We start from the raw sequence: 22837 nt of genomic DNA, 5'->3' as shown, positions 1-22837 counted from the left end.
GGCGGGGAGGGGGCGGGCGATGCAGCCGGCGCCGCCAGGGCGGGGAAGGTGGCGTGGCGCGCGCGCCGGCGCGTTGCCCTTGCGTCTGCGCCCGTTCGCGCCGGTGGCCACGCGCCTCCAGACGTGGCAGGCCGAATGGCAGGCCGGCTTCGGCCGGGCGCTGGCGCTGGAGGCCGAGCGCCGCCGGCCCTTCCTCTGGCTGCCGGTGGCGATGGGGGCCGGCATACTGCTCTACTTTGCCGCGGATCGTGAGCCGGCGTTGTGGGCGCCGGTGCTGGGCTTCGCGCTGAGCGCAGCCTGCGCCTTCCTCCTCCGCACACGCCGCGTCGCTGCCATGGCCTGTCTCGCCGCAGCCGCCGCCTTTGCCGGTTTCGCCGCCGGCGTCTGGCGGACCGCTGACATCGCCGCGCCGATGCTGGACCGGCCGCGCATCGGCAAGCTGACGGGCTTCGTCGAAACAGTCGAGGCGCGCGATGTCGGCGCCCGCCTGGTCGTGCTGGTCACCAACATCGCCGGTGTCCCGGCCGAGGCGAGGCCGAAGCGGGTGCGCGTCAACATCCGCGCCGGCTCCGTCGCTCCCGGGGACCATATCGTCGCGACGGCGCGGCTGCTGCCGCCGCCGGGGCCGGCGCGGGCTGGCGGCTATGATTTTGGCCGCGACGCCTTCTTCCGCGGTATCGGTGCCGTCGGCAGCATCTCCGGCAAGGTCGCGCTGGCGCCACCGCCTCATCCGCTGCCGCCGCGCCTTGCCCTCGACGTGGTCATCGACCAGGCCCGCAACGCCCTGACCCGGCGCATCGCCGAGGCCGGAGGCGGGCAGGGCGGGGCGGTCGCTGCCGCTCTCGTCACGGGCAAGCGCGGGCTGATCAGCGAAGCGACCAACAACGACCTGCGCGCCGCCGGCATCTACCATATCGTCTCGATCTCGGGGCTTCACATGGTGCTGGCCGCCGGCACGATCTTCTGGCTGGTGCGCGCCTTGCTGGCGCTGTCCCAGACGGCTGCCCTGCGCTGGCCGGTCAAGAAGATCGCGGCGGCTGCCGCGATGCTGGGCGCGACCGCCTATTGCGTCTTCTCCGGCGGGGACGTGGCGACCGAGCGTTCATTGATCATGACGCTGGTGATGCTCGGCGCCGTGCTCGTCGACCGTGCGGCGCTGAGCATGCGCAACCTCGCCCTCGCGGCGATGATCGTGCTGCTGCGGGAGCCGGAAGCCCTGCTCGGGCCGAGCTTCCAGATGTCCTTCGGCGCGGTCGCGGCCCTGATCGCCTTCGCCGAGCGCTGGGAAGGGCGCAGCCGCGCCCACCCGCCGCCGGCCCTGGTCTGGCCGCTCGGGCCGCTCTGGGCCGCGGCGCTCGGCATCATCGTCACCACATTGCTGGCGACAGCGGCGACGGCGCCCTTCGGCGCCTATCACTTCCAGACCTTCAATCCCTTCGGCCTGCTCGGCAATGCCATGGCGCTGCCCTTCGTCTCGCTCTTTGTCATGCCGGCGGCGGTGTTCGGCGTGCTGGCCTATCCGTTCGGGCTGGACTGGCCGGCCTGGGCGCTGATGGGGCTCGCCTCGGATGTCGTGCTGAACGTGGCGCACTGGGTCGCGGCCATCGACCATTCGACGGTGATGATCGCGGCCTTTGGCCCGGCCGTGCTGATCTGCTTCGTGCTGGCGCTGCTGTGGCTGACGCTGTGGACCACGGCCTGGCGCTGGCTGGCGGCGCTGCCGCTCGTGTTCGGGGTCGCTATCGCCGGGAAGCCGGAACGTCCGGAGATCCTGATCGAGCGCGACGGCTCGGGCCTGGCCGTGCGCGGCGCCGATGGGCGCCTCGCGATCGCGGGTCGGCCGAGCCGCTTCGTCCTGCAGCAATGGCTCGCGGCCGATGGCGACGGCCGCTCGCCGGACGATCCGACGCTGCGCGCCGGCGTCGCTTGCGACGCGCTGGGATGCGTCGCACGGACAGGCGACCAGCGCGCCGTGTCCCATGCACGCGATAGGCTGGCGATCATCGAGGATTGTCTGCGGGCCGACCTGGTCGTCACCGCCATCCCCTGGAGCGGGGCCTGCAAGGCGCGCCTGATCGAAAGGATGGGACTGGCGCGCGACGGCGCCACCTCGCTCTATCGCAGCAGGTCCGGCTGGAGCAGCCGCATCTCGGAGCATTCCGACAGCGAGCGACCCTGGAGCCGCCGCAGGCCGCCGCCCGCGGCTCAGTCGGCGCCCGCAGCCGCATCGCCGGCCAGCGGCGCTGACGATGATGCCGGCCCCCTGTAGCAGCCGCCGGTCAAGCCGGGCGTGCGCCATCGCTGGCCGTCATTGCGAGGAGCGAAGCGACGAAGCAATCCAGCGGGTACCGGGTTGAACGTCTCACCCCGTCCCCCTGAATTGGTTCGCTTGCGCTCGCAATGACGGTTCGCGATCTAATAGCGCCGCATCAGATTGACCAGCCGCCCCTGGATCTTGACCCGGTCCGGCCCGAGCACACGGGTTTCATAGGCCGGGTTCGCGGCCTCGAGCGCGATCGAGGAGCCGCGCTTGCGCAGCCGCTTCAGCGTCGCCTCCTCGTCGTCGATCAGTGCGACGACGATATCGCCGGTATTGGCCGTATCCTGTCTGCGGATGACGACCGTGTCGCCGTCGAGGATGCCGGCCTCGACCATCGAGTCGCCGCGCACCTCGAGCGCATAATGCTCGCCGGAGCCGAGCATGTCGGGCGGCAGCGAGACGGTGTGACTGCGGTTCTGGATCGCCGAGATCGGCGTGCCGGCCGCGATGCGACCCATGACCGGGATCGATATGACGCCACGGCTGTCGTCGTCGGCACCGGGGCGGGGCTTGCCGAGATTGGTTTGCGCGCCGAGGCCGCCCTGGACGACGGCCGGGCTGAAGCGGCCGCGCTGCTGCGGGGCGCCGAGCCCGTCCGGCATCTTGATGATCTCGAGCGCGCGCGCCCGGTTCGGCAGGCGGCGGATGAAGCCGCGCTCCTCCAGCGCCATGATCAGCCGATGGATGCCGGATTTCGAGCGGAGGTCGAGCGCGTCCTTCATCTCGTCGAAGGAGGGCGGCACACCGCTCTCGCGCAAGCGTTCCTGGATGAAGCGCAGGAGTTCGTGTTGCTTGCGTGTCAGCATGATCCCCGCCAGCCTCTTGAAAGGCAGATTCGAAACAAAGCACGAACACCATACGCGTTCTGCATGTGTTCCGCAAGCAGGCGACCTGCAGGCTACCGCAGCGGCAGGATCCGGCAGGGCTCGCCCTTCTTCGCCGGCGCGGCGAAAGCCGGTCGGATCGTCAGCGCCTGGGCCCGCGCCAGCGTGCCGAGCATCGAGGAATCCTGGCGGTCGAAGGGCGTCGCCACCCAGCCATCCGGCGTCAGCGAAAGCTCGGAGCGCAGATAGTCCTCGCGCTCGTCATTGCCCGGCATGTCGCGCCCCAGCAGGGCAGGGATGCTGCGGTCACGATCGGCATCGGCGATGCCGAGCAGGGCCTCGACCAGCGGCAGCACGAAGAGATGGCCGCAGACGATCGAGGAGACCGGGTTGCCGGGCAGGCCGACGACCACCATGCGGCCGAGCCGGCCGGTCATCATCGGCTTGCCGGGGCGCATCGCGATCTTCCAGAAGCCGAGCGACATGCCCGCCCGCGTCAGCGCCTCCTGCACGAGGTCATGCGCGCCGACCGAGGCGCCGCCCAGCGTGATCAGCACGTCGGCTTCGGCCGTCCGCGCCAGGGCGATCTTGGCGGCGAGGTCGGCATGGTCGTCGCGGGCGATGCCGAGATCGAGCACGGTGCCGCCCGCCTTCTCGACCAGCGCGGCCAGCGAGAACGAGTTCGAGGCTACGATCTGGTCGCGCCCCACCGGCTCGCCCGGGGCCACCAATTCGTCGCCGGTGGCGAGGATCGCGACGCGCGGCTTGCGGTGGACCGGCAGCGAAGGATGGCCCATCGCGGCGGCGAGCCCCAGCGCCGCGCTGTCGAGCACCCGCCCGGCCGACAGCAGCGCGTCGCCCTCGCGGAAATCCAGCCCCGCCGCCCGCAGGAACTTGCCCTTGGCCGGCGGCACCCTTACGCGGATCGTCGGGCTGCCGACGCCGTCGGCATCTTCCTGGATCAGGATGGTGTCGGCTCCATCAGGCATCGGCGCGCCGGTGAAGATGCGCACGGCTTGGCCCGGGCCGACCGATCCTTCGAAGGCCCGGCCCGCGGCGGATTCGCCGATCACGGCGAGGGGCGCGCCTTCCGCCATGTCGTCGCCACGCACCGCATAGCCGTCCATGGCCGAGTTGGCGAAGGGGGGCTGGGTCCGCAGCGCCTTCAGGTCGCCGGCCAGCACCCGCCAGGCGCATTGCGCCAGCGGCAGCGTTTCCGCCTCCGTCGGCCCCAGGATGCTGTCGAGCAGCGCCTTGCGCGCAACGGGGACCGGGGTGAGCGCCATCAGAGGGCCTTTGCGTCGTAATCGCCGGACTGGCCGCCGGATTTGTGCATGAGCCGGATGTTCTCGATCCGCATCGCCCGGTCGACCGCCTTGACCATGTCGTAGACGGTGAGGCAGGCGACGGAGACGGCGGTCAACGCCTCCATCTCGACGCCGGTCTGCCCTTTCATCCTGACCTCGGCGCGCACGCGCACGCCCGGCAGGGCCTCGTCGATGGTGAGATCGACGGCGATCTTGCTGAGCAGCAGCGGATGGCAGAGCGGGATCAGCTCATGCGTGCGCTTGGCCGCCATGATGCCGGCGAGGCGCGCAGTGCCGAGCACGTCGCCCTTCTTGGCGTTGCCGTCGCGCACGATCGCGATCGTCTCCGGCGCCATCACGACCTGGCCCTCGGCTATGGCCGTGCGGGTCGTCTCGGCCTTGCCGCCGACATCGACCATATGCGCCTGGCCCTGGGCATCAAGATGGCTGAGCCGGCTCACGCCGCGCTCTCTTGCGCCCGGCCGGTCAGCAGCGTGCGCGTCGCTGCGGTGACGTCGGCCTGCCGCATCAGGCTCTCGCCGACGAGGAAGGTGTTCACGCGAACCTGGTTGAGCCGCTGAATGTCGGCATAGGTGAAGATGCCGCTCTCGCCGATGACGATGCGGTCGGCCGGCACGCGCGGCGCCAGCCGTTCCGTCACCGCGAGATCGACATGGAAGCTGCGCAGGTCGCGGTTGTTGATGCCGAGCAGCCGGCTCTCGAGCGCGAGCGCCCGGTCGAGCTCGGCGTCGTCATGGACCTCGACGAGCACGTCCATGCCGAGCTCGCGCGCGGTCTCGTTCAGAGCCCTGGCGGTGTCGTCGTCGACGCCCGCCATGATGATCAGGATGCAGTCGGCGCCCCAGCTGCGCGCCTCGTAGACCTGATAGGGGTCGTAGAGGAAATCCTTGCGCAGCGCCGGCAGGCCGGAAGCCTCGCGCGCCTCTGTCAGGAATTCCGGCCGGCCCTGGAAGGAGGGGGCGTCGGTCAGCACGGAGAGGCAGGCCGCACCGCCCGCGGCATAGGCGCGGGCGAGCGAGGGCGGGTCGAAATCGGCGCGGATCAGCCCCTTGGACGGGCTCGCCTTCTTGATCTCGGCGATCAGGGCCGGCTGGCCCTGAGTGAGCTTGGCAGCCAGCGCATCGGCGAAGCCGCGCGGCTTGGAGGCAGCACGGGCGCGCCGCTCGATTTCGGCCGGCGGAACAGCAGCCTTGGCGGCGGCGATCTCGTTCCGCTTGTAGGCTTCGATCCTGGCGAGGATGTCGGTCATGCCGCCCTCACGCGTTCGAGGCTTTGACGAGCGCGTCGAGCGTCGCCTTGGCCTTGCCGGAATCGAGCGCGGCCGAAGCCCGCGCGAAGCCGTCCTTCAGGTCGCTGGCCACGCCGGCGACGAGCAGCGCCGCGGCCGCATTGAAGGCGGCGATATCGCGGAAGGCCGTCTTCTCGCCGGCGAGCACGGCATTCAGCGCGGCCGCGTTCTGCTCGGGCTCGCCGCCGCGCAGATCCTCGGGCCGGGCGGGCGCGATGCCGACATCGCTCGGGCTGATCGAAAAGCTCTCGATCCTGCCGTTTTCCAGCGAAACGACGCGGGTCGGGCCGGTCGTGGTGATTTCGTCGAGCCCGTCCGAACCGTGCACGGCCCAGACGCGGGTCGAGCCGAGCGAGGCCAGCACCTTGACCATCGGCTCGAGCCAGGTCTCGGAGAAGGCGCCGATCAGCTGGCGCTTCACCCCGGCGGGGTTGGAGAGCGGGCCGAGCAGATTGAAGATCGTGCGCGTGCCAAGCTCGGTACGCACCGGCGCGACATGGCGCATCGAGGCGTGATGCGTCGGCGCGAACATGAAGCCGACCCCGGCTTCGCGGATGCAGCGTTCCGTGCCGGCGGAATCGAGCCCGACCTTGACGCCGAGCGCGGTCAGCACGTCGGCCGCGCCGGAACGCGAGGAGGCCGCGCGGTTGCCGTGCTTGGCCACCGGCACGCCGCAGGCGGCCGTGATGATCGAGGCCAGTGTCGAGACGTTGTAGGAGCCGGAGGAATCGCCTCCGGTCCCGACGATGTCGATGGCCTCCGGTGGCGCCTTGACCGGCAGCATCTTGCCGCGCATGGCGCCGACGGCGCCGGCGATCTCGTCGATCGTCTCGCCGCGCACGCGCAGCGCCATCAGGAAGGCGGCCGATTGTGCGTTCGTCACTTCGCCCGAAAGAATCGTGTCGAAGGCGTCGCGCGCCTCTTCGCGCGAGAGCGCCGCGCCGGTTGCGACCTTGGCGATGAAGGGTTTGAAGTCGTCCATGGTTGCTCTGCGGAATCAGGCTGACGGGATCAGGGCGGCGGCTTGGTGCTCGCTGCGCCATTGCTGGGCGAGGTCGAGGAAGTTCCGCAGGATCGTCGCGCCGTGCTCGGAGGCGATGCTCTCGGGGTGGAACTGGACGCCATGAATCGGCAGCTCCCGGTGCGAGAGCGCCATGATCAGGCCGTCATCGGTCTCCGCCTCGACATCGAAGACGGTCGGGCAGCTGTCGCGGTCGACGATGAGCGAATGATAGCGCGTCGCCTGCAGCGGCCCGTTGATGCCGCGGAACAGGCCGCGCGCCTTGTGCCGGATCGGCGAGACCTTGCCGTGCATCGGGATCGGGGCACGCACGACCTCGCCGCCGAAGGCCTGGCCCATTGCCTGCAGGCCGAGGCAGACGCCGAAGATCGGCTTGGCGGCTGCGCCCTGCCGGACGAGATCGAGGCAGATTCCGGCCTCGTTCGGCGTGCAGGGACCGGGCGAGAGCACGATCGCATCGTGATCGCCGGCCAGCGCCTCGTCGACGGTGAGCGCGTCGTTACGCCAGACATCGACCTCGGCCCCGAGCCCACCGATCAGGTGGACCAGGTTCCAGGTGAAGCTGTCGTAGTTGTCGATCAACAGAACGCGCATGGCCGGACCTGTGAGTACGGCCACAGGTCATGCACGTTCCGAGGCGGGCTGGTCAAGTTTCGCGCGGCGCTGCCGCAGCCGTCACGGCGGGCGAAGCGAAGCCATCCAGGGGCTGGCTGAAGCGTTCGGCCCTGCAGCCGCTGGATTGCGTCGTCGCCTTGCTCCTCGCAATGACGGATCAGACCGGCGGCGGGTTGAGGCGGGCGAAGCCTTCCTGCCGCCGATAGGGGGAGTAGGGGTAGGGGGCCGTGCGGACGCTCGCGGCATCGAGGCGCGCGATCTGCTCGGCCGTCAGATTCCAGCCGACGGCGCCGAGATTGTCGCGCAGCTGCTGCTCGTTGCGGGCCCCGATGATGACCGAGGAGACCGTCGGGCGCTGCAGCAGCCAGTTGATCGCGACCTGCGGCACGCTCTTGCCGGTCTCCTGCGCGATGGCGTCGAGCACGTCGACGATGGCGTAGAGCTGTTCCTCCTCGACCGGTGGGCCGAATTCGGCGGTCTCGTGCAGGCGGCTGCCGGCCGGGAGCGGCTGGCCGCGCCGGATCTTGCCGGTGAGGCGACCCCAGCCGAGCGGGCTCCAGACCAGCGCGCCGACGCCCTGATCGAGACCGAGCGGCATCAGCTCCCATTCATAGTCGCGTCCGACGAGCGAGTAGTAGACCTGATGCGCGGCATAGCGCGGCCAGCCATGGCGCTCGGCCGCGGCGAGCGACTTCATCAGCTGCCAGCCGGAGAAGTTGGAGACGCCGACATGGCGCAGCTTCCCGGCCCGGACGAGCGCATCGAGCGTCGAGAGAACCTCCTCGACCGGCGTGCCGGCATCGAAGGCGTGCAGCTGCAGCAGGTCGATATGGTCGGTGCCGAGCCGGCGCAGCGCATCCTCGGTCGCCTTGATCAGCCGGCTGCGCGAGGAGCCGGCATCGTTCGGGCCGTCGCCCATCGGCAAGGTGGTCTTGGTCGAGATCAGCACCTTGTGGCGCCGCCCCTTGATCGCCTCGCCGAGGACTTCCTCGGAGGCGCCGTTCGAATAGACATCGGCCGTGTCGAAGAGGTTGAGTCCCGCTTCGAGGCAGATGTCGACGAGGCGGCGGGCTTCCTGGGCGTCGGTGTTGCCCCAGGCGCCGAAGAGCGGCCCCGTTCCCCCGAAGGTGCCTGCGCCGAAACTCAGGGCGGGGACCTTCAACCCCGATGCACCCAATCGCCTGTATTCCATTGTCCGATCTCCATTTTGGAGGGTGGAAGATGGAGCCGGTCCATGGCCGCGATTAGTCGGCCGGATGGAACAGCATTCGTGACTTCAAGTCACCGAACCGATGCCGCATAGCGTTCGGAGAGATACTGGCCTGGAAAGAGGCGCGCGCCGCCCCGGACGCAGCGAAGCGGAGATCCGGGATTCATGCCGGAACTCCGATCGTCGACGCTGAGGCATGGACCCCGGGGCAGGCCCGGGACGACTTGAGGGGCGGAAAAGCTGAAGCCGGTCAGCCGCGGGCGCTGCGCGGCACCCCGGCCGTCCGCGGCTGGGCCAGGCCGGGCGCGGTCTCGACTCCGAGCGTCGGCAGGGCAAGTGTCCGCTGCCCGCGGAAGTCGGTGTGGACGACGATCAGGCCGCGCTCCTCGATATAGCCGAGCAGGCGCCGCGCCCGGCTCGGCGAGTGGCTGCCATAGACCTCGGCCAGCTCCGCATCGCTGGGGCACGGCCTGCCCTCGATCGCGGTGCGGGCGATGTAGAGGAACAGCCCCTGCAGATCCTCCGGCAGCGTGCCGGAGGCATCGACGGCCGCCTGCCAGCCTTCGCTGCCCGCGACGCTGTCGCTGACGCCGGCCCGCGCCACGGCGAGCCTCCGGCGGAATTCCTCCAGGCTCAGATGCGTACGGCCGAGCCGGCGCATCCGGCAGCGCACGGTGAAATCCTGATAGAGCACCGCGACCTGGCGCGAGCGCGCCTCCGGATCGGCCATCAGCTCGCGCAGGATCTCGACCATGATCGCCTCGCGCTCTGCCGGCTCGAGCTCGATCTCCGGCTCGGGCTCCGGCTGCGGGGCGGGGCGGTAGTTCTCGATCTGACGCAGCACTTCGCTCGGATTCGGGCGCGGACGCGGCGCCGGGCGGATGGTGCGCGCGATCGGCAGCGGCTCGTCCTCGCCGGGCGTGAAGATGAGCTTGCCGGCCTCTTCCGGCGCCTGCTCGGGCAGCGGCATCAGCCCCGGCGCGCCACCGCGGTCGACCGAGGAGACGGCGCCGATCCTCAGCGGCAGAGGCCGCTTCGACAGGGCCGGGCCGAGCGCGACGAACTGGCCGCGCTCGAGGTCTCGGAACATCTCCGCCTGGCGCCGGTCCATGCCGAGCAGGTCGGCCGCGCGCTGCATGTCGATGTCGAGGAAGGTGCGGCCCATCAGGAAGTTGGAGGCTTCCGCGGCGACGTTCTTGGCGAGCTTGGCGAGGCGCTGCGTCGCGATCACGCCGGCGAGGCCGCGCTTGCGGCCGCGGCACATCAGGTTCGTCATGGCGCCGAGCGAGAGCCGGCGCGCTTCGTCCGAGGCCTCGCCCGCCATCACGGGGGCGAAGAGCTGGGCTTCGTCGACGACGATCAGCATCGGGAACCAGAGCGAACGGTCGACATCGAAGAGCCCGCCGAGAAAGGCGGCGGTGGCGCGCAACTGCTCGTCGGCTTCGAGGTTTTCGAGATTGAGGACCACCGAGACGCGATGCTGGCGCACACGCAACGCGACGCGCTGCAGCTCGGCCTCGCCGCATTCGGCATCGACCACGACATGGCCGAACTGGTCGGCGAGCGAGACGAAATCGCCCTCCGGGTCGATGATCGCCTGCTGGACGAGCGGCGCGCTCTGCTCCAGCAGGCGGCGCAGCAGATGCGACTTGCCCGAGCCGGAATTGCCCTGGACGAGCAGGCGCGTCGCCAGCAATTCGGCGAGATCGATGAGACCGGGTTCGCCGGTCCGTGTCGTTCCCATCTCGATCGCTGTCGTCATACTACTCGTGAATCGCCTGGATTGATCTCGCGCGAGGGCGCGACCGGCGCTTCTAGCACGGCCACGCCCCCGCTGGACGCAGGGCCGGTCTGCCTTCCACAGGCAATCGCCGTTGCCGCATGAGAGCCGTCATTGCGAGGGGCGAAGCGACGAAGCAATCCAGGCGGGCTGGGCCGAAGCGCTCCATCAGCCCCTGGATTGCTTCGCCGGGCTCGCAATGACGAATCGGTCCGATCGGCAGACGCTTCTAGCGCGGGCAGCGCAGCGCCCGTTCCTGCCGGATGATATCGGCGATCGCCCGGTGGTCATTGGCCGAGAGCGGCAGGTCCTCGACATTGTCGTATTGGCAGCCGGCATTGCCGAAAGCCGCGATCGCGGCCTTCGTCCGGAAGCAGTAGCCGCGCGCCTTGTAGATCTCGTTGCGTGCGGTCCACAGATCGGCGCAGGCCCGCGGGTCGGCATGCGCCGGGCTTGTCGCTCCTGCTGCGAGCAGGAGGACAGCGGAAAGCGGAAGGCATAGGCTGCGCACGGTGGCGGTCTCCGGGAATGGGTGCGCGAAATTTGCGGAGCGGCCCGGACAACGCAAGTCCGCAAGCCGGGTCTCGGGCACGGCAAGTTTCGGCATGTGACATGACGGCGTCGCGACCGCGGGCTTTGCTGGAGCGGGAGCAGGGGGCGGACGGGGCTATGCAGTTCGGCTATTGCGAGCGCCTCGATGCAGGCTTCTGGGCGGAGCCCGTCAATGCCGCGACGAACGGCGCCTTTCTCGTGGCGGCGCTGGCGGCCTTCTGGCTCTGGCGCCGGCAGCCGGCGCGCGACGGTGTGGCGCTCGCCTTCATCCTGCTGGTTTGCGCCATCGGCATGGGCTCCTTCCTGTTTCACACCTTGCCGAATCGCTGGACCCTGCTGGCCGATGTCGCGCCGATCCAGCTTTTCGCCTTCGGCTATTTCGCTTTCGCTCTGCGTCGCTTCTTCGGCGCCTCCCGGCTGGTGACGGCGGCCGGGACGCTCGCCTTTTTCTGCCTCGCGCTCAGCCTGTCCTGGGCAGGGCGAGCGCTCCTGCCGGCGATCGTGGCCGGCTCAGCCGGCTACGCCGCGTTCCTCCTGGGGCTGATCGGCATCGCGCTCGCCTTGCCGGCCGATCTCACGCTTGCTCGTCCACGGAAGCTGCTGGCTCTGGCGGGCCTGGCCTTCGCGGTTTCCCTGACGACGCGGAGCATCGACGGCTTGCTCTGCGGGGCTTTCCCGCTGGGCACGCATTGGCTCTGGCACCTGCTCAATGCGCTGGTGCTCTACCTGCTGCTGCGCGCCACCGTGCTGTCCGGGTCGGGGCCGGGCATCACTGCTTCCGCATTTCCAGGCAGGTGATGAGCTGGACATAGCTCGGCGGCCCACCGACGCTCACGCTCTCGGTGCAGCTCTGCCGCGCATGGATGGGGTATTCGGACCAGCGCATTTCGAGCGCGGTGCGGGCCTTCTCCTCGTCGTCGAGGCAGGCCTGGACGGGGCGGCCGATGCCGGAAGCCGCCTTGTTGGCGGTGTCGCAGGACACGGCGATGTCGAAGCGCGGCACCGTATCGGTTGCCGGAACGGCCGGGCCGGCCGAGAGGGAGATCAGGACAAGACCGACGGTCAGCATGGCGAACACTCCGTGGAATGCGCCCCAGCGTCCTTCTTGCGTCACTCAGCCCATGGGCGTCTGGCGCCGGGTGACGGTGATATCGGCAGCACTATGCACCGCGATGTCGACGATGGCGAGATCGGGGCGATCGATCGCCGGATAGGCGCGCTCGCCGCCCGCCCGCTGCACGAGGACGAGGCTGGCCAGGGCCGGATGGCCGGCGAGCCGCGAATGCGCCAGCGCCGCCTCCATGCTGCCGGGCAGGACCAGATGGACGCTGCGGCCGCCCTCGACGCAGGCCTGGAGATCGCCGAGGCTGAACGGGCCGAGCGGCAGCAATTCGACGCCGGTCAGCATCGCCATGCCCGGGCCGCTGGCCAGCGCGGCAAGGTCTCCGCCGACCAGCGTCGTCACGATCCGCGACGAGTTCATCGGCTTGAGCGCGCGCGAGATGTCGAGGGCCTTGCCCAGCAATTCCCGCTCGGAGACGCGCTGCGGCCCGTCCAAGGACAGCGCGTCGGCGACCTGGAGCGGCGGCCGTTCGCGCGGCTCCGGCAGGGGGTGGAGCGTCGCATTCGCCATCAGCATGTCGAGCGGGGCGACGCCGTCCGGCACCTCCGGCCCGAAGCCGCCGACGAAGCGGGTGCTGAAGGCCCGCATAGCGAGGTTGCGCAGGATCAGCAGCGGCCGCAGCGGTCCGACGCGGCTGACGCCGAGCGCCATGATCGCGCCGGCGGACTCGATCAGGCGCAGCAGCTCGAGCTCGTTGCCGTGGAGCGGCAGCATCAGCGGCGACAGCCCGGCGCGCAGGCTGGCGAGCACCGAGACGATCGCTTCCGGGCCCAGCGGCGCCATGATCGCCACGCTGGCGCCGGGCTGGCCCTTGTTGATGGTCAGGAGCCGCGCCAGCCGGTCGATGCGCTCGTCGAGCTGGACGAAGTTGATCGAGGCCGGATTGACGTCGCTCCAGCCGCGCCGGCCGGGTGGGTCGCGCAGGGCGGCCTCGTAGCCGCGCCCGCGCGTCAGGGCCTTGAGCAGCGTGTCGATGTCGAGCCCGTCGAGCAGGGCGGAAGCTTCGTCCTGTTCTGCCCGCATCGACGGCCCTTCAGTTGGCGGGGGTGGGCGCCGGGAGGCGCGCCAGCGTTTCGTTGGAGAGGAAATAGGCCGGCTGGCGCCCGGCCAGCACGACCTCGCGGGCATGGGCGAGCCAGGTGTCGGGCAGATAGTAGAGCGGCACGACATAGAAGCCGGAGACCAGCAGGCGATCGAGCGTACGGATCGCGGCGACGAAATCCTCCCGCTCGCGCGCTCCGAGCAGGGCCTGAAGCGTGGCGTCGATGGCGGGCGAGGCCACGCCTGCATAGTTCAGCGAGCCCTTGCGCCCGGCATTCGCCGCGCCCCAGCGGCCGATCTGCTCGTTGCCCGGCGAGGCGGAAGCCGGCCAGGTCCACTGGATCATGTCGAAATCGAAGGCCGAAAGCCGGCGCCAGTACTGCACGTCGTCGATCAGCCGCACCGAGGCCGCGATGCCCAGCCGGGAGAGGGACTGGGCATAGTTCAGCGCGAGCCGCTCCTGCGGCCGGTTGGTCACGGTGATCTCGAAGGCGAAGGGTTCGCCCTTGCCGTTGCGCAGTACGCCGTCCTGAAGCGAGTGGCCGGCGGCTTTGAGCAGGTCGAGCGCCCGGCGCGCCTGCTCGCGGTCGCGGCCCGAGCCGTCCGTTTCCGAGGGGCGCCAGGTGCCGGCCAGGATGTCGTCGCGCACGGCGCCCGGGAAGGCGGCGAGCAGGGCCTTCTCCCGCGCATCGGCCGGCACGCCCAGCGCCGAGAGCTCCGAATCGGAGAAGAAGCTGCCGGCCCGGCGATAGACGCCATGGAACAGGTTGCGGTTGACCCATTCGAAATCGAACAGCAGCCCGAGCGCCTCGCGCACCCGAATATCGGCGAAGACGCCGCGGCGGGTGTTGAAGACGAGGCCGGTCATGCCCTTGGGCGTGTCGAAATGCAGGGTCTGCCTGATGATGCGTCCGTCATGCACGGCCGGCACGTCGTAGCCGGTCATCCAGCGCGTCGGGTCGCCCTCGAGCCGGACGTCGTAGAGGCCGGCCTTGAAGGCCTCGAACAGTGCATTCGAATCCCGGTAGAAGTCGTAGCGGATCTCTTCGGCGTTGAAGAGGCCGCGCGTCAGCGGGTGGTCCTCCGCCCAGAAATCGGCGCGCCGCTTCAGCGTCAGCGACTCGCCGGGGCGCACCTCGCTGATCGCGTAGGGGCCGGAGCCGAGCGCCGGCTTGAAGCTCGTTTCGCCGAAGGTCTCGGCATTCGTCGCGTGCTTGGCGAAGATCGGCAGCCCGCCGATCACCAGCGGCAATTCGCGGTTGGAGCCGTCGCCGAGCTCGAATTCGACCCGCAGCCGCGAGGGCGCCGACGCCTTGCTGATCCGCGCCAGGCTGGAGCGATGGAACGGCTTGCCCTTCGTCCGCAGCATCTCGACCGTGAAGAGCACGTCCGCGGCGGTGACCGGGGCGCCGTCCGAGAAGGTCGCGCGCGGGTCGAGTTCGAAGGCGAGCCTGGTCCGCTCCGGATTGAGCTCGACGCGCGCGGCGAGCAGGCCATAGCCGGTGAAGGGCTCGTCGGCGGAGCGGAAGAGCAGGCTCTGCTGGACGTATTTCGGCACGGCGTCGGGCGCGACGCCCAGCACGATCAGTGGATTGAGGCTGTCGAAGGTGCCCTGGAGGCCGAGAACGATGCGCCCGCCGCGCGGCGCCTTGGGGTCGGCATAGGGCAGGTGGGAGAAGCCGGAGGGCAGCGCCGGCCGGCCATGCATCGCGATGGCGTGCTGTGCGGGGGCCGAATCGGCCAGCGCCTTCGTCCCGCGCGCCAGAAGGGCGAGCGGGCTCAGCGCGAGCATCAAGTTGACCCTGCGGCGGCTCGTCGCCAAGGGCATGCCAAGAAATTCCATCGTCCAGCCTGATTCCCTGCGCAAGAATAGCATGGGTAGCTCAGGGCCATGCAGCTATTCGGGCTGGAATCTGGCGCGCGAACTCGCTAAAGGCGGGGCAGGGTGTCATTCAAACGCCTCAATCGCCCTTGATGTGCTCGGCCTGAGGTGGCCGGCGCAGCCATGCGATTGGGCGCGTCGGCGGTGACGCGCGCGGCTTGCGAAGTCGTGATCCCGAATTCGCCTGATAAGGAAAGACAAGGAATGTCCGCTTCGTTTCGCCTGTCATCGTCCGCTCTAGGGCTGGTTCTCAGCGCGGCGGTCGGCTTTGCGCCCGTCGCGGCTTTCGCGCAGGCCCAGCGTCCCGCTCCGGCCCAGCGCCCCGCCGCTCCGGCGCAGCAGCCCGCCGCCCCGGCCCAGCAGCCGGCCCAGCAGGGTGGCGCCGCCGCCAGCGGGCCGACCGTGGTGCAGGTCAAGCCCGAGCCGTCGCAGACGAGCTGGACCAAGGTCTGCGGCAAGGACCAGGCCGCCAACAAGGAAATCTGCTACACCACCCGCGACTTCGTCTCGGACCAGGGCCAGCCGGTGCTCGCCGCAGCGGTCTATGACGTGAAGGGCGACGCCACCAAGATCGTGCGCTTCCTGATGCCGCTCGGCCTGCTGCTGCAGCCCGGCATCCGCTTCGGTGTCGACAACGCCCAGCCGACCGGCGGCCGCTACGCGATCTGCTTCCCGAACGGCTGCTTCGCCGAGGCGCAGGTCAAGGACGACTTCATCAACGCGATGAAGAAGGGCACCACGCTCAACGTCAGCGTCCAGAATCAGGGCGCCCGCGAGGTCACCTTCGCGATCCCGCTGGCCGATTTCGCCAAGGGCTTCGATGGCGCGGCGATCGATCCGAAGGTGCTCGAGGAGCAGCAGAAGCAGCTGCAGGACGAGCTGTCCAAGCGCCAGGAAGAGCTGCGCCAGCGCCTCGGCGCCGGCGGCGCCAATGCCGCTCCGGGCGCTGCGCCCGCTCCCGGCGCTGCCCCGGGTGCCACTCCGACCCTGCCGGCGACGCCGCCGAAGCAGTGAGCTCTCGGCAAGAGCGCTGAAAAAACGGGAAGGCCGGCCCCTTGCGGGGCCGGCCTTCTTCGTTCGAGGTCGAGACGAGTGCGGTCCGGAGCGCCGGGAGGGTTGCCTCCGCGCCGGGACGGGCTCTTCAGTTCAGCTCGGTGCGGTCGATCCGGTAGTGACCCTTGCGGTCGCGCCGGAAGAACTCCCGGGCCCGGGGATGCCGGACCGGCGCACCGGAATCGTCGCTGACGAGATTCTGTTCGGAGACATAGGCGACATATTCCGTCTCCTCGTTTTCGGCGAAGAGATGGTAGAAGGGCTGGTCCTTCGACGGGCGCATGTTCTCCGGAATCGCCATCCACCATTCCTCGGTGTTGGAGAAGACCGGGTCGACGTCGAAGATCACGCCGCGGAACGGGTAGATGCGGTGCTTGACCACCTGCCCGATCCGGAATTTGGCCGAACGCGCTTCCATGACTTGTCCATATTGGGCCGGCCGATCCGCCGCCGGCTTAAGGTCTTGCCGCCTTGAACGAGAGCAATGCGTCGTAAATGCGTCGAGATCAATCGATTGAAGGCGCTCTCCCATCACATTCCGTAATGTTTTGCCAGGTCCGGGTCGCGCGCCGCCACCTGCCGCGCCAGGTCGACGATGACCTTGGCCTGCTTCCAGGTCGCGTCGTCCTGCATCTTGCCGTCGATCATCACGGCGCCCGAGCCGTCCGGCATCGCCTCCAGGATGCGTCGGGCGAAGGCGACCTCGGCCGGGTCCGGGCTGAACACACGCTTGGCGATCGCGATCTGCGAGGGATGGAGCGTCCAGGCCCCGGCGCAGCCGAGCAGGAACGCGTTGCGGAACTGCGCCTCGCAGGCGGGGGCGTCGGCGAAATCGCCGAAGGGGCCGTAGAAGGGCTTGATCCCGGCGGCGGCGCAGGCGTCGACCATCTTGGCGAGCGTGTAGTGCCAGAGATCCTGCTGCGCGACGGCGCGCGGGCCGCCATCGGGGGAGGGGTCGGCGATCACCTTGTATTCGGGATGGCCGCCGCCGACGCGCGTCGTCTTCATCGCGCGCGAGGCGGCGAGGTCGGCCGGGCCGAGGCTCATGCCATGCATGCGCGGCGAGGCGGTGGCGATCGTCTCGACATTCTTCACGCCTTCCGCTGTTTCCAGGATGGCGTGGATCAGGATCGGCTTGCGCAGGGCATGGCGCGCCTCGAACTGGGCGAGGAGCTGATCGACATAGTGGATATCCCACGGTCCTTCGACCTTGGGCACCATCACCACGTCGAGTTTGCCGCCGATCTCGGCCATGATCGCGCCGATGTCGTCGAGGAACCACGGGGAGTTCAGGGCATTCACGCGCACCCAAAGCCCGGTCTCGCCGAAATCCAGGGCCTTGCCCATCGCGATGAAGCCGTCGCGCGCGGCCTGCTTGGCCTCGACCGGGATCGCGTCCTCCAGATTGCCGAGCAGGATGTCGACCTGCCCGGCGAGCTCGCCGACCTTGGCCCGGACCTTCTCCAGATGCGGCGGCACGAAATGAATCATGCGCTCGAGCCTGAGCGGCAGCTCGCGATAGGGCTCCGGCGCGCCGATCGCGAGCGGGCGGAAGAATTGGCGCGGCGTCTTGGCGGTCATCGGGCGCTCCATGCTGCAATGCAGCGAATGTGGCCGAGCGCGCGGCGCGCGTCCATGGGTCTTTCGATGATGTAGGTTTCCAGGCCTAGGCTTGTTTTCCTTCGTTGGTAGATGGGTTTAATGTCCTAGGCTTGCAGTCCTTGCCTGCTTTCAGGGCAGGGCGGTGCGGTGCGGATGGCCTTGCCGGGCCTGTGTCATGCGCTAGATGCAGCTGTCCGCGACAATCCGAGGTTCGGGCGGGCGCCTTGACTGCAGGACATGACGCGCCGATGGCCGAGCTTCTCAGCATCTTCAACCTGGTGGCGCCCTTCTTCGGGCTGATCCTGCTCGGCTTCGCCATCGGCCGCTACAAGCAGCTGCCGGAGGCCGGGCTCGCCTGGCTGCAGTTCTTCCTGATCTATGTTGCGCTGCCGCCGCTGTTCTACCGGCTGATCGCCGACAAGCCGCTGAGCGAACTCGCCAACTGGAAGTTCATCGCCGGAACGACCGCGGCGACCTTCTGCGCCTTCTGCCTCTCCTTCGCCCTCGGGCTGAAGCACAACAAGGGCGACATGCCGCAGGCGGTCATGCAGGGCGTCGCGGGCGCCTATTCGAACATCGGCTATATGGGCCCGCCGCTGATCCTGGCGGCGCTCGGCCCTTCCGCCAGCGCCCCCGTCGTCCTGATCTTCGTCTTCGACAACATCCTGCTGTTCTCGCTCGTGCCGTTCCTGATGGCGCTGGCCGGCGTCGAGAAGAAGAGCATCCTCGCCACGACGCGCGAGGTGATCTGGCGGGTGCTGACCCACCCCTTCAACCTCGCGACGCTGGCCGGCGTCGCGGCGAGCTATTTCAAGCTGGAGCTGCCCGTCGCGATCGACCGGATGGTGCTCTGGCTCTCGCAGGCGGCCGCGCCCTGCGCGCTGTTCCTGCTCGGTGTCACGGTCGCGCTGCGGCCGATGAAGGCGATGCCCGGCGAGGTTCCGGGGCTGGTCGTGATCAAGCTCCTGCTGCACCCGTTGCTGGTCTGGATTCTGTTGTCGGCGCTAGGCGGCATTCCGGCCCACTGGATCTATGCCGCGATCATCATGGCGGCGCTGCCGCCGGCGCTGAACATCTTCGTGATCGCGACCCAATATCGCGTCGGCATCGAGCGTGCCTCGGCCTGCATCCTGGTCGGCACCATCGTGTCGATGATCACGCTGCCGGGCTTCCTGTGGCTGGTGAAGACGGGCAGGATAGCGGCAGACCTCTTCCATTAGAGGTAGGCATGATCGGACGGGGCCGTCATTGCGGGGAGCGAAGCGACGAAGCAGGGGGACGTAGAGCTCTGCCGCCCCTGGATTGCTTCGCTGCGCTCGCAATGATGGTCCATTTCGACTGGAAAGCGCGATAGAACCGGGGATGCCGATGCTGCCGCTGGACGACCTGCTGGTCCTCGATTTCTCGACGCTCCTGCCCGGTCCTCTGGCGAGCCTCTTCCTTTCCGAGGCCGGCGCGCGCGTGATCAAGATCGAGCGGCCGGGCGGCGAGGACATGCGCGGCTTCCCGCCGCGCTTCGGCGAGACGGCGGCGCCCTTCGCGGTGCTCAACCGCGGCAAGGAGAGCGTCGAGATCGATCTCAAGGCGGCCGATGCGCTGGCGCGGCTGAGTCCGCTGATCGCGCAGGCCGACATCCTGATCGAACAGTTCCGGCCGGGCGTGATGGAGCGTCTCGGCTTTGGCTACGAAGCGCTCAAGGTGCTCAATCCGCGGCTGATCTACTGCTCGATCAGCGGCTATGGCCAATCCGGCCCGCGCGCCCAGGAGGCCGGGCACGACATCAACTATCAGGCGCTCGGCGGGCTGCTCGGCCAGTCGCTCGAGCGCGGCGAGCCGCCGCCCTTGCCGCCGCCTCTGGTCGCCGACATCGCCGGCGGCACCATGCCGGCGGTGCTCAACATCCTGCTGGCGCTGCTCCAGCGTGGGCGCAGCGGCGAGGGCTGCCATCTCGACATCGCGATGGCCGATGCGATGCCGACCTTCGCCTGGTACGGGCTGGCACAGGGTCAGGTGACGGGCTCCTTCCCGGATGGCGGCGAAGGGCTGTTGACGGGGCAAAGCCCGCGCTACGGGCTCTACGCGACCGCCGATGGCTGGTTCCTCGCGGTGGGCGCGCTGGAGCCGAAATTCTGGCAGGGCTTCTGTGACGGCATCGGCCTCGATGCGGCGCTGCGCGACGACCGCCGCGATCCGGAGGCGACCCGCGCGGGCATCGCGCGCATCGTCGCCTCGGAGAGCGCCGGTCATTGGCGCGCCGTGCTGGAGCCGCTGGATTGTTGCTGCACGGTGGTGCGGACGCTGGAGGAAGCGGTCAGCGATCCGCAGATGACCGCCCGCGGCCTGCTCGACGCGCAGGTCGAGGAGCCGGGCGGCCGGCGCCTCGTTTCGACGCCGCTGCCGCTGGCCCCGCTGTTCCGCGAGCGCGCCGCCGCGCTGCGCAAGGTCGCGGCGAGTGGGGCCGATACGCGAAAGGTCTTGGGCGAAAAGGAGTGAACCTCCGTCGTCATTCCGGGCCGGGCCGGAGGCCTGAGCCCGGAACCCATGACCACGACGCCATTCCAGCTATCGTCATGCTCGCCCTTGTGGCGAGCAGCCGCGTCTTGGCCTCCGCCCTCGATAAGGGAGGGCGTGGATGGTCGGGACAAGCCCGGTTATGACCGAAATGCGAGGTCCATGGCCTCAGGGGGCTTCGCTGACGCGAAGCCCGGAAAGCCCGCACGCTTCACGCCTGATCTTGCCGAGCGCTGCCGCCTGCCAGCCCCTGCCGCATCACGAAGCGCCGCAAGGGGGCGATTTCGGACAGCGCCAGCAGTCCGGCGCCGCGCAGGAGATCGGCCGGCAGCAGATCGGTCAGCAGCGTCCGGTTGAGCATGTCGACCGCGCCGGTGCGCAGGCGGACATCGGCCTGCCGGGCCGCGTCATATTCGGCGATCACCGCGTCGCCGCCGGAATCACGCACACCTTCGAGCGCCTCGCGCAGCGCCGCGACGTCGCGCAGGCCGAGATTGAGCCCCTGCGCCCCGATCGGCGGGAAGACATGCGCGGCCTCGCCGATCAGCGCCATCCGGCCGGCGCCGAAATGCGTGACCGAAAGACCGCCCATCGGCACCTTGCCGCGTGGCCCCTGCACGGTCATCGCCCCGAGCAGGGACTGCACCTGCCGCTCGACCCGCAAAGCGAAGGCGGCATCGTCGAGGGCCGCGACGCTTTCCGCCTCATCCGGGTCGAGCAGCCAGACCAGGGAGGAGCGGCGCCCTGGCAGGGGGACGAGGGTGCAGGGCCCCTTGCGGGTATGGAATTCCGTCGAGGCCTCGCGATGGTCGCGGCGATGCCCGAAGATCGCCGTCAGCGCCACCTGCGGATAGCGCCACTCCCGGCTCTCGATGGCGGCCACGGCGCGAACCTGCGAGTTGCGCCCGTCGGCGCCGACGACGAGCCGGGCCTTCACCGTATTGAAGCCGTCTCCGGAGAGGCGGATGCCGTCGGTCTCCGGCGCGATGCTGCGGACGAAGGCGGGGATCATCCGCAGGCCGGGGATCGTACCGGCCTTTTCGGCCAGGATCGCCGTCAGGTCGGCGTTCTCGATGTTCCAGCCGAAGGCCTCGAGCCCGATCTCGGAGGCGCGGAACTCCACCGGCGGCTGGCGGAACAGGCTGCCGCTGTCGTCGACGAGGCGCATCACCGAAAGCGGAGCCGCCTTCTCCAGCATGGCCTCCCGGATGCCGAGCTCGCTCAGCAGCCGCCAGGAGCCGTCGAGCAGCGCGACGGTGCGGCCGTCGCGGGGCGTCGCGACCGGGCCGAGCAGCGCGACGCTGCGGCCTTCGCGGCTCAGCGCCAGCGCGGCGGCGAGGCCGACGGCGCCGGCGCCCACGATGGCGATGTCGACCGGATCGGCGTCATGCGTGCTCATGCTTCCTCGCTATCCGAAGAGCGGCGTTTTGGCCACGGGCCGCAAAGTCGCAAGGTGCGTTCTGCGTTCGGCAAGGATGCCTTTCCCGCCCGATGAACTAAGGTCGGGCATCCATCCGAAGGAGATGCTTTTCATGGTCAAAGCCATCCGCGCCCACAAGACCGGCGGTCCGGACGTCCTCCAGTTCGAGGACATCACGCTGCCGCAGCCCGGCCCCGGCGAGATCCTGCTCCGCAACCGGGCGATCGGCCTCAATTTCATCGACACCTATTTCCGTTCCGGCCTCTATCCGGCGCCGCAGCTGCCCTTCGTGCTGGGCAATGAGAGCGCCGGCGACGTGCTCGCCGTCGGCCCGAACGTCACGGAGTTCAAGCCGGGCGATCGCGTCGCGGTCGTCTCGGCGCTCGGCGCCTATGCCGAGGAGCGCATCGTGCCGGCCGCCTCGGTCGTGGCGCTGCCGCAGGCCATCTCCTACGAGGCCGCCGCCAGCATGATGCTGAAGGGCCTGACCGCCGAATACCTGCTGCACCGGACCTACAAGGTGAAGCCGGGCGACACCATCCTCGTCCATGCCGCCGCGGGCGCGACCGGCCTGATCCTCTGCCAATGGGGCAAGGCGCTGGGCGCCACCGTGATCGGCACGGCCGGCTCGAAGGAAAAGGTCGCGCTCGCCAGGGCCCATGGCGCCGACCAGGTCATCAACTATCGCGAGGAGGATTTCGTCGCCCGGGTGAAGGAGATCACCGGCGGCAGGCTCTGCGACGTGGTCTATGACGGCGTCGGCAAGGACACCTTCATGAAGTCGCTCGACACGCTGAAGCCGCTCGGCCTGATGGTCTCCTTCGGCAACGCCTCCGGCGCCGTCGAGGCCTTCAATCTCGGCATCCTCTCGACCAAGGGCTCGCTCTATGTCACGCGCCCGACGCTGAACACCCACACGGCGAAGCGCGAGACCATGGTCGCGATGGCGAAGAACCTGTTCGAGGCGGTGACGAGCGGCAAGGTCAAGGTGCCGGTCAACGCGACCTTCCCGCTGAAGGATGCGGCGGACGCTCATCGCCTGCTGGAATCGCGCGGCACCACGGGCTCGACGGTCCTGATTCCCTGACCGGGGTCGTCATGCTCGGGCTTGCCCCGGGCGTCTCGGAAACCCGAGATCCCTGGTCATGAGATTCCCGGGGCAAGCCCGGGAATGACGCGAGACGAGTGCAATGCGCCCGGGCATCCGGGCGCATTTTTTCTGCGGGGCGTGAACCCGGACGTGAAGCGCCGCGACGAATCGGTGCCA

21 protein-coding genes are annotated in these 22837 nt (G+C 69.4%); 6 read left to right on the top strand and 15 right to left on the bottom strand.

Features of this window, described 5'->3' with window-relative positions; genetic code table 11:
* Positions 1–79: 79 nt before the first annotated feature.
* Positions 80–2269 carry a ComEC/Rec2 family competence protein gene (locus tag B5Y19_RS07385; RefSeq protein WP_176168585.1) on the top strand — a complete coding sequence of 730 codons (2190 nt, stop codon included), beginning with the start codon at positions 80–82 and terminating at the stop codon, positions 2267–2269.
* Between the two features lie 146 nt (positions 2270–2415).
* On the opposite strand, the gene lexA is transcribed toward B5Y19_RS07385, so the two are convergent.
* The 9 genes from lexA to B5Y19_RS07340 all read right to left on the bottom strand — a co-directional run bounded on the left by lexA (position 2416) and on the right by B5Y19_RS07340 (position 10897).
* Positions 2416–3126, bottom strand: coding sequence for a transcriptional repressor LexA (gene lexA / locus B5Y19_RS07380; RefSeq protein WP_055727006.1), 711 nt, complete (start codon positions 3124–3126; stop codon positions 2416–2418).
* Between the two features lie 92 nt (positions 3127–3218).
* The gene (locus B5Y19_RS07375; RefSeq protein ID WP_055727007.1) at positions 3219–4430 is read right to left on the bottom strand and encodes a molybdopterin molybdotransferase MoeA; all 1212 of its coding nucleotides are present in this window, start codon (positions 4428–4430) and stop codon (positions 3219–3221) included.
* Positions 4430–4912, bottom strand: a complete 483-nt coding sequence (moaC, locus tag B5Y19_RS07370) for a cyclic pyranopterin monophosphate synthase MoaC (RefSeq protein ID WP_079591291.1) — start codon at positions 4910–4912, stop codon at positions 4430–4432. The genes B5Y19_RS07375 and moaC overlap by 1 nt, the downstream gene beginning before the upstream one ends.
* Positions 4909–5721 carry an indole-3-glycerol phosphate synthase TrpC gene (trpC, locus tag B5Y19_RS07365; protein WP_055727009.1) on the bottom strand — a complete coding sequence of 271 codons (813 nt, stop codon included), beginning with the start codon at positions 5719–5721 and terminating at the stop codon, positions 4909–4911. The genes moaC and trpC overlap by 4 nt, the downstream gene beginning before the upstream one ends.
* 7 nt (positions 5722–5728) lie before the next feature.
* On the bottom strand, positions 5729–6742 hold the full coding sequence (gene trpD, locus B5Y19_RS07360; RefSeq protein ID WP_055727010.1) for an anthranilate phosphoribosyltransferase: 1014 nt from the start codon (positions 6740–6742) through the stop codon (positions 5729–5731).
* Positions 6743–6757: 15 nt separating this feature from the next.
* Entirely contained in the window at positions 6758–7375 is a 618-nt protein-coding gene (locus tag B5Y19_RS07355) for an anthranilate synthase component II (RefSeq protein ID WP_055727011.1), read from the bottom strand.
* A gap of 178 nt (positions 7376–7553) precedes the next feature.
* Complete coding sequence (locus B5Y19_RS07350) at positions 7554–8588, bottom strand: aldo/keto reductase (RefSeq protein WP_055727012.1); 1035 nt, start codon at positions 8586–8588, stop codon at positions 7554–7556.
* Between the two features lie 268 nt (positions 8589–8856).
* Positions 8857–10368, bottom strand: a complete 1512-nt coding sequence (locus B5Y19_RS07345; RefSeq protein ID WP_055727013.1) for a helicase HerA domain-containing protein — start codon at positions 10366–10368, stop codon at positions 8857–8859.
* 247 nt (positions 10369–10615) lie between these two features.
* The gene (locus B5Y19_RS07340; RefSeq protein ID WP_055727014.1) at positions 10616–10897 is read right to left on the bottom strand and encodes a YARHG domain-containing protein; all 282 of its coding nucleotides are present in this window, start codon (positions 10895–10897) and stop codon (positions 10616–10618) included.
* Between the two features lie 101 nt (positions 10898–10998).
* Between B5Y19_RS07340 and B5Y19_RS07335 the strand changes: the two genes are divergently transcribed.
* The gene (locus B5Y19_RS07335; RefSeq protein WP_342060150.1) at positions 10999–11736 is read left to right on the top strand and encodes a ceramidase domain-containing protein; all 738 of its coding nucleotides are present in this window, start codon (positions 10999–11001) and stop codon (positions 11734–11736) included.
* Here B5Y19_RS07335 and B5Y19_RS07330 read toward each other — a convergent pair.
* From B5Y19_RS07330 to B5Y19_RS07320, 3 genes are read right to left on the bottom strand one after another with little or no spacing between them, the layout of a single operon-like run.
* Positions 11708–12007 (bottom strand): hypothetical protein, encoded by a 300-nt coding sequence (locus tag B5Y19_RS07330; protein ID WP_055727016.1) that lies wholly within the window; start codon positions 12005–12007, stop codon positions 11708–11710. The genes B5Y19_RS07335 and B5Y19_RS07330 overlap by 29 nt on opposite strands.
* Before the next feature lie 45 nt (positions 12008–12052).
* Positions 12053–13084 (bottom strand): AMP-binding protein, encoded by a 1032-nt coding sequence (locus tag B5Y19_RS07325; RefSeq protein ID WP_055727017.1) that lies wholly within the window; start codon positions 13082–13084, stop codon positions 12053–12055.
* Positions 13085–13094: 10 nt separating this feature from the next.
* A complete protein-coding gene (locus B5Y19_RS07320; RefSeq protein WP_244555511.1) occupies positions 13095–14894 on the bottom strand; it encodes an extracellular solute-binding protein in 1800 nt (599 codons plus the stop codon).
* 294 nt (positions 14895–15188) lie between these two features.
* On the opposite strand from B5Y19_RS07320, the gene B5Y19_RS07315 reads away from it, so the two are divergent.
* Positions 15189–15998, top strand: a complete 810-nt coding sequence (locus B5Y19_RS07315; protein WP_055727019.1) for an invasion associated locus B family protein — start codon at positions 15189–15191, stop codon at positions 15996–15998.
* A gap of 127 nt (positions 15999–16125) precedes the next feature.
* Here B5Y19_RS07315 and hspQ read toward each other — a convergent pair whose 3' ends face one another.
* Both hspQ and B5Y19_RS07305 read right to left on the bottom strand, forming a co-directional pair.
* The gene (gene hspQ / locus B5Y19_RS07310; RefSeq protein ID WP_055727020.1) at positions 16126–16455 is read right to left on the bottom strand and encodes a heat shock protein HspQ; all 330 of its coding nucleotides are present in this window, start codon (positions 16453–16455) and stop codon (positions 16126–16128) included.
* 113 nt (positions 16456–16568) lie between these two features.
* Positions 16569–17618, bottom strand: a complete 1050-nt coding sequence (locus B5Y19_RS07305; RefSeq protein ID WP_055727021.1) for an HpcH/HpaI aldolase/citrate lyase family protein — start codon at positions 17616–17618, stop codon at positions 16569–16571.
* A gap of 269 nt (positions 17619–17887) precedes the next feature.
* Between B5Y19_RS07305 and B5Y19_RS07300 the strand changes: the two genes are divergently transcribed.
* Positions 17888–18859, top strand: coding sequence for an AEC family transporter (locus tag B5Y19_RS07300; RefSeq protein WP_055727022.1), 972 nt, complete (start codon positions 17888–17890; stop codon positions 18857–18859).
* Positions 18860–19007: 148 nt separating this feature from the next.
* Positions 19008–20132, top strand: a complete 1125-nt coding sequence (locus B5Y19_RS07295) for a CaiB/BaiF CoA transferase family protein (RefSeq protein ID WP_055727054.1) — start codon at positions 19008–19010, stop codon at positions 20130–20132.
* Between the two features lie 229 nt (positions 20133–20361).
* Here B5Y19_RS07295 and B5Y19_RS07290 read toward each other — a convergent pair whose 3' ends face one another.
* Positions 20362–21549 (bottom strand): UbiH/UbiF family hydroxylase, encoded by a 1188-nt coding sequence (locus B5Y19_RS07290; RefSeq protein ID WP_055727023.1) that lies wholly within the window; start codon positions 21547–21549, stop codon positions 20362–20364.
* Between the two features lie 133 nt (positions 21550–21682).
* On the opposite strand from B5Y19_RS07290, the gene B5Y19_RS07285 reads away from it, so the two are divergent.
* Positions 21683–22657 carry a quinone oxidoreductase family protein gene (locus tag B5Y19_RS07285; protein WP_055727055.1) on the top strand — a complete coding sequence of 325 codons (975 nt, stop codon included), beginning with the start codon at positions 21683–21685 and terminating at the stop codon, positions 22655–22657.
* Positions 22658–22837: the final 180 nt, after the last annotated feature.

The sequence above is a fragment of the Allobosea thiooxidans genome, assembly GCF_900168195.1.
GTDB lineage: Bacteria > Pseudomonadota > Alphaproteobacteria > Rhizobiales > Beijerinckiaceae > Allobosea > Allobosea thiooxidans.
Note: the sequence above shows the minus strand (reverse complement) of the source record. Positions and strands in the feature narration are given on the sequence as shown.

Bases quoted from the DNA above. Each gene is read 5' to 3' on its own strand.
- trpD (WP_055727010.1), bottom strand. From the start codon at position 6,742: ATGGACGACTTCAAACCCTTCATCGCCAAGGTCGCAACCGGCGCGGCG.
- B5Y19_RS07300 (WP_055727022.1), top strand. From the start codon at position 17,888: ATGGCCGAGCTTCTCAGCATCTTCAACCTGGTGGCGCCCTTCTTCGGG.
- B5Y19_RS07295 (WP_055727054.1), top strand. From the start codon at position 19,008: ATGCTGCCGCTGGACGACCTGCTGGTCCTCGATTTCTCGACGCTCCTG.
- B5Y19_RS07335 (WP_342060150.1), top strand. From the start codon at position 10,999: ATGACGGCGTCGCGACCGCGGGCTTTGCTGGAGCGGGAGCAGGGGGCG.
- B5Y19_RS07330 (WP_055727016.1), bottom strand. From the start codon at position 12,007: ATGCTGACCGTCGGTCTTGTCCTGATCTCCCTCTCGGCCGGCCCGGCC.
- B5Y19_RS07345 (WP_055727013.1), bottom strand. From the start codon at position 10,368: ATGACGACAGCGATCGAGATGGGAACGACACGGACCGGCGAACCCGGT.
- B5Y19_RS07285 (WP_055727055.1), top strand. From the start codon at position 21,683: ATGGTCAAAGCCATCCGCGCCCACAAGACCGGCGGTCCGGACGTCCTC.
- B5Y19_RS07320 (WP_244555511.1), bottom strand. From the start codon at position 14,894: ATGCTCGCGCTGAGCCCGCTCGCCCTTCTGGCGCGCGGGACGAAGGCG.
- B5Y19_RS07305 (WP_055727021.1), bottom strand. From the start codon at position 17,618: ATGACCGCCAAGACGCCGCGCCAATTCTTCCGCCCGCTCGCGATCGGC.
- B5Y19_RS07355 (WP_055727011.1), bottom strand. From the start codon at position 7,375: ATGCGCGTTCTGTTGATCGACAACTACGACAGCTTCACCTGGAACCTG.
- B5Y19_RS07315 (WP_055727019.1), top strand. From the start codon at position 15,189: ATGTCCGCTTCGTTTCGCCTGTCATCGTCCGCTCTAGGGCTGGTTCTC.
- B5Y19_RS07350 (WP_055727012.1), bottom strand. From the start codon at position 8,588: ATGGAATACAGGCGATTGGGTGCATCGGGGTTGAAGGTCCCCGCCCTG.
- B5Y19_RS07290 (WP_055727023.1), bottom strand. From the start codon at position 21,549: ATGAGCACGCATGACGCCGATCCGGTCGACATCGCCATCGTGGGCGCC.
- B5Y19_RS07375 (WP_055727007.1), bottom strand. From the start codon at position 4,430: ATGGCGCTCACCCCGGTCCCCGTTGCGCGCAAGGCGCTGCTCGACAGC.
- lexA (WP_055727006.1), bottom strand. From the start codon at position 3,126: ATGCTGACACGCAAGCAACACGAACTCCTGCGCTTCATCCAGGAACGC.
- B5Y19_RS07325 (WP_055727017.1), bottom strand. From the start codon at position 13,084: ATGCGGGCAGAACAGGACGAAGCTTCCGCCCTGCTCGACGGGCTCGAC.
- hspQ (WP_055727020.1), bottom strand. From the start codon at position 16,455: ATGGAAGCGCGTTCGGCCAAATTCCGGATCGGGCAGGTGGTCAAGCAC.
- trpC (WP_055727009.1), bottom strand. From the start codon at position 5,721: ATGACCGACATCCTCGCCAGGATCGAAGCCTACAAGCGGAACGAGATC.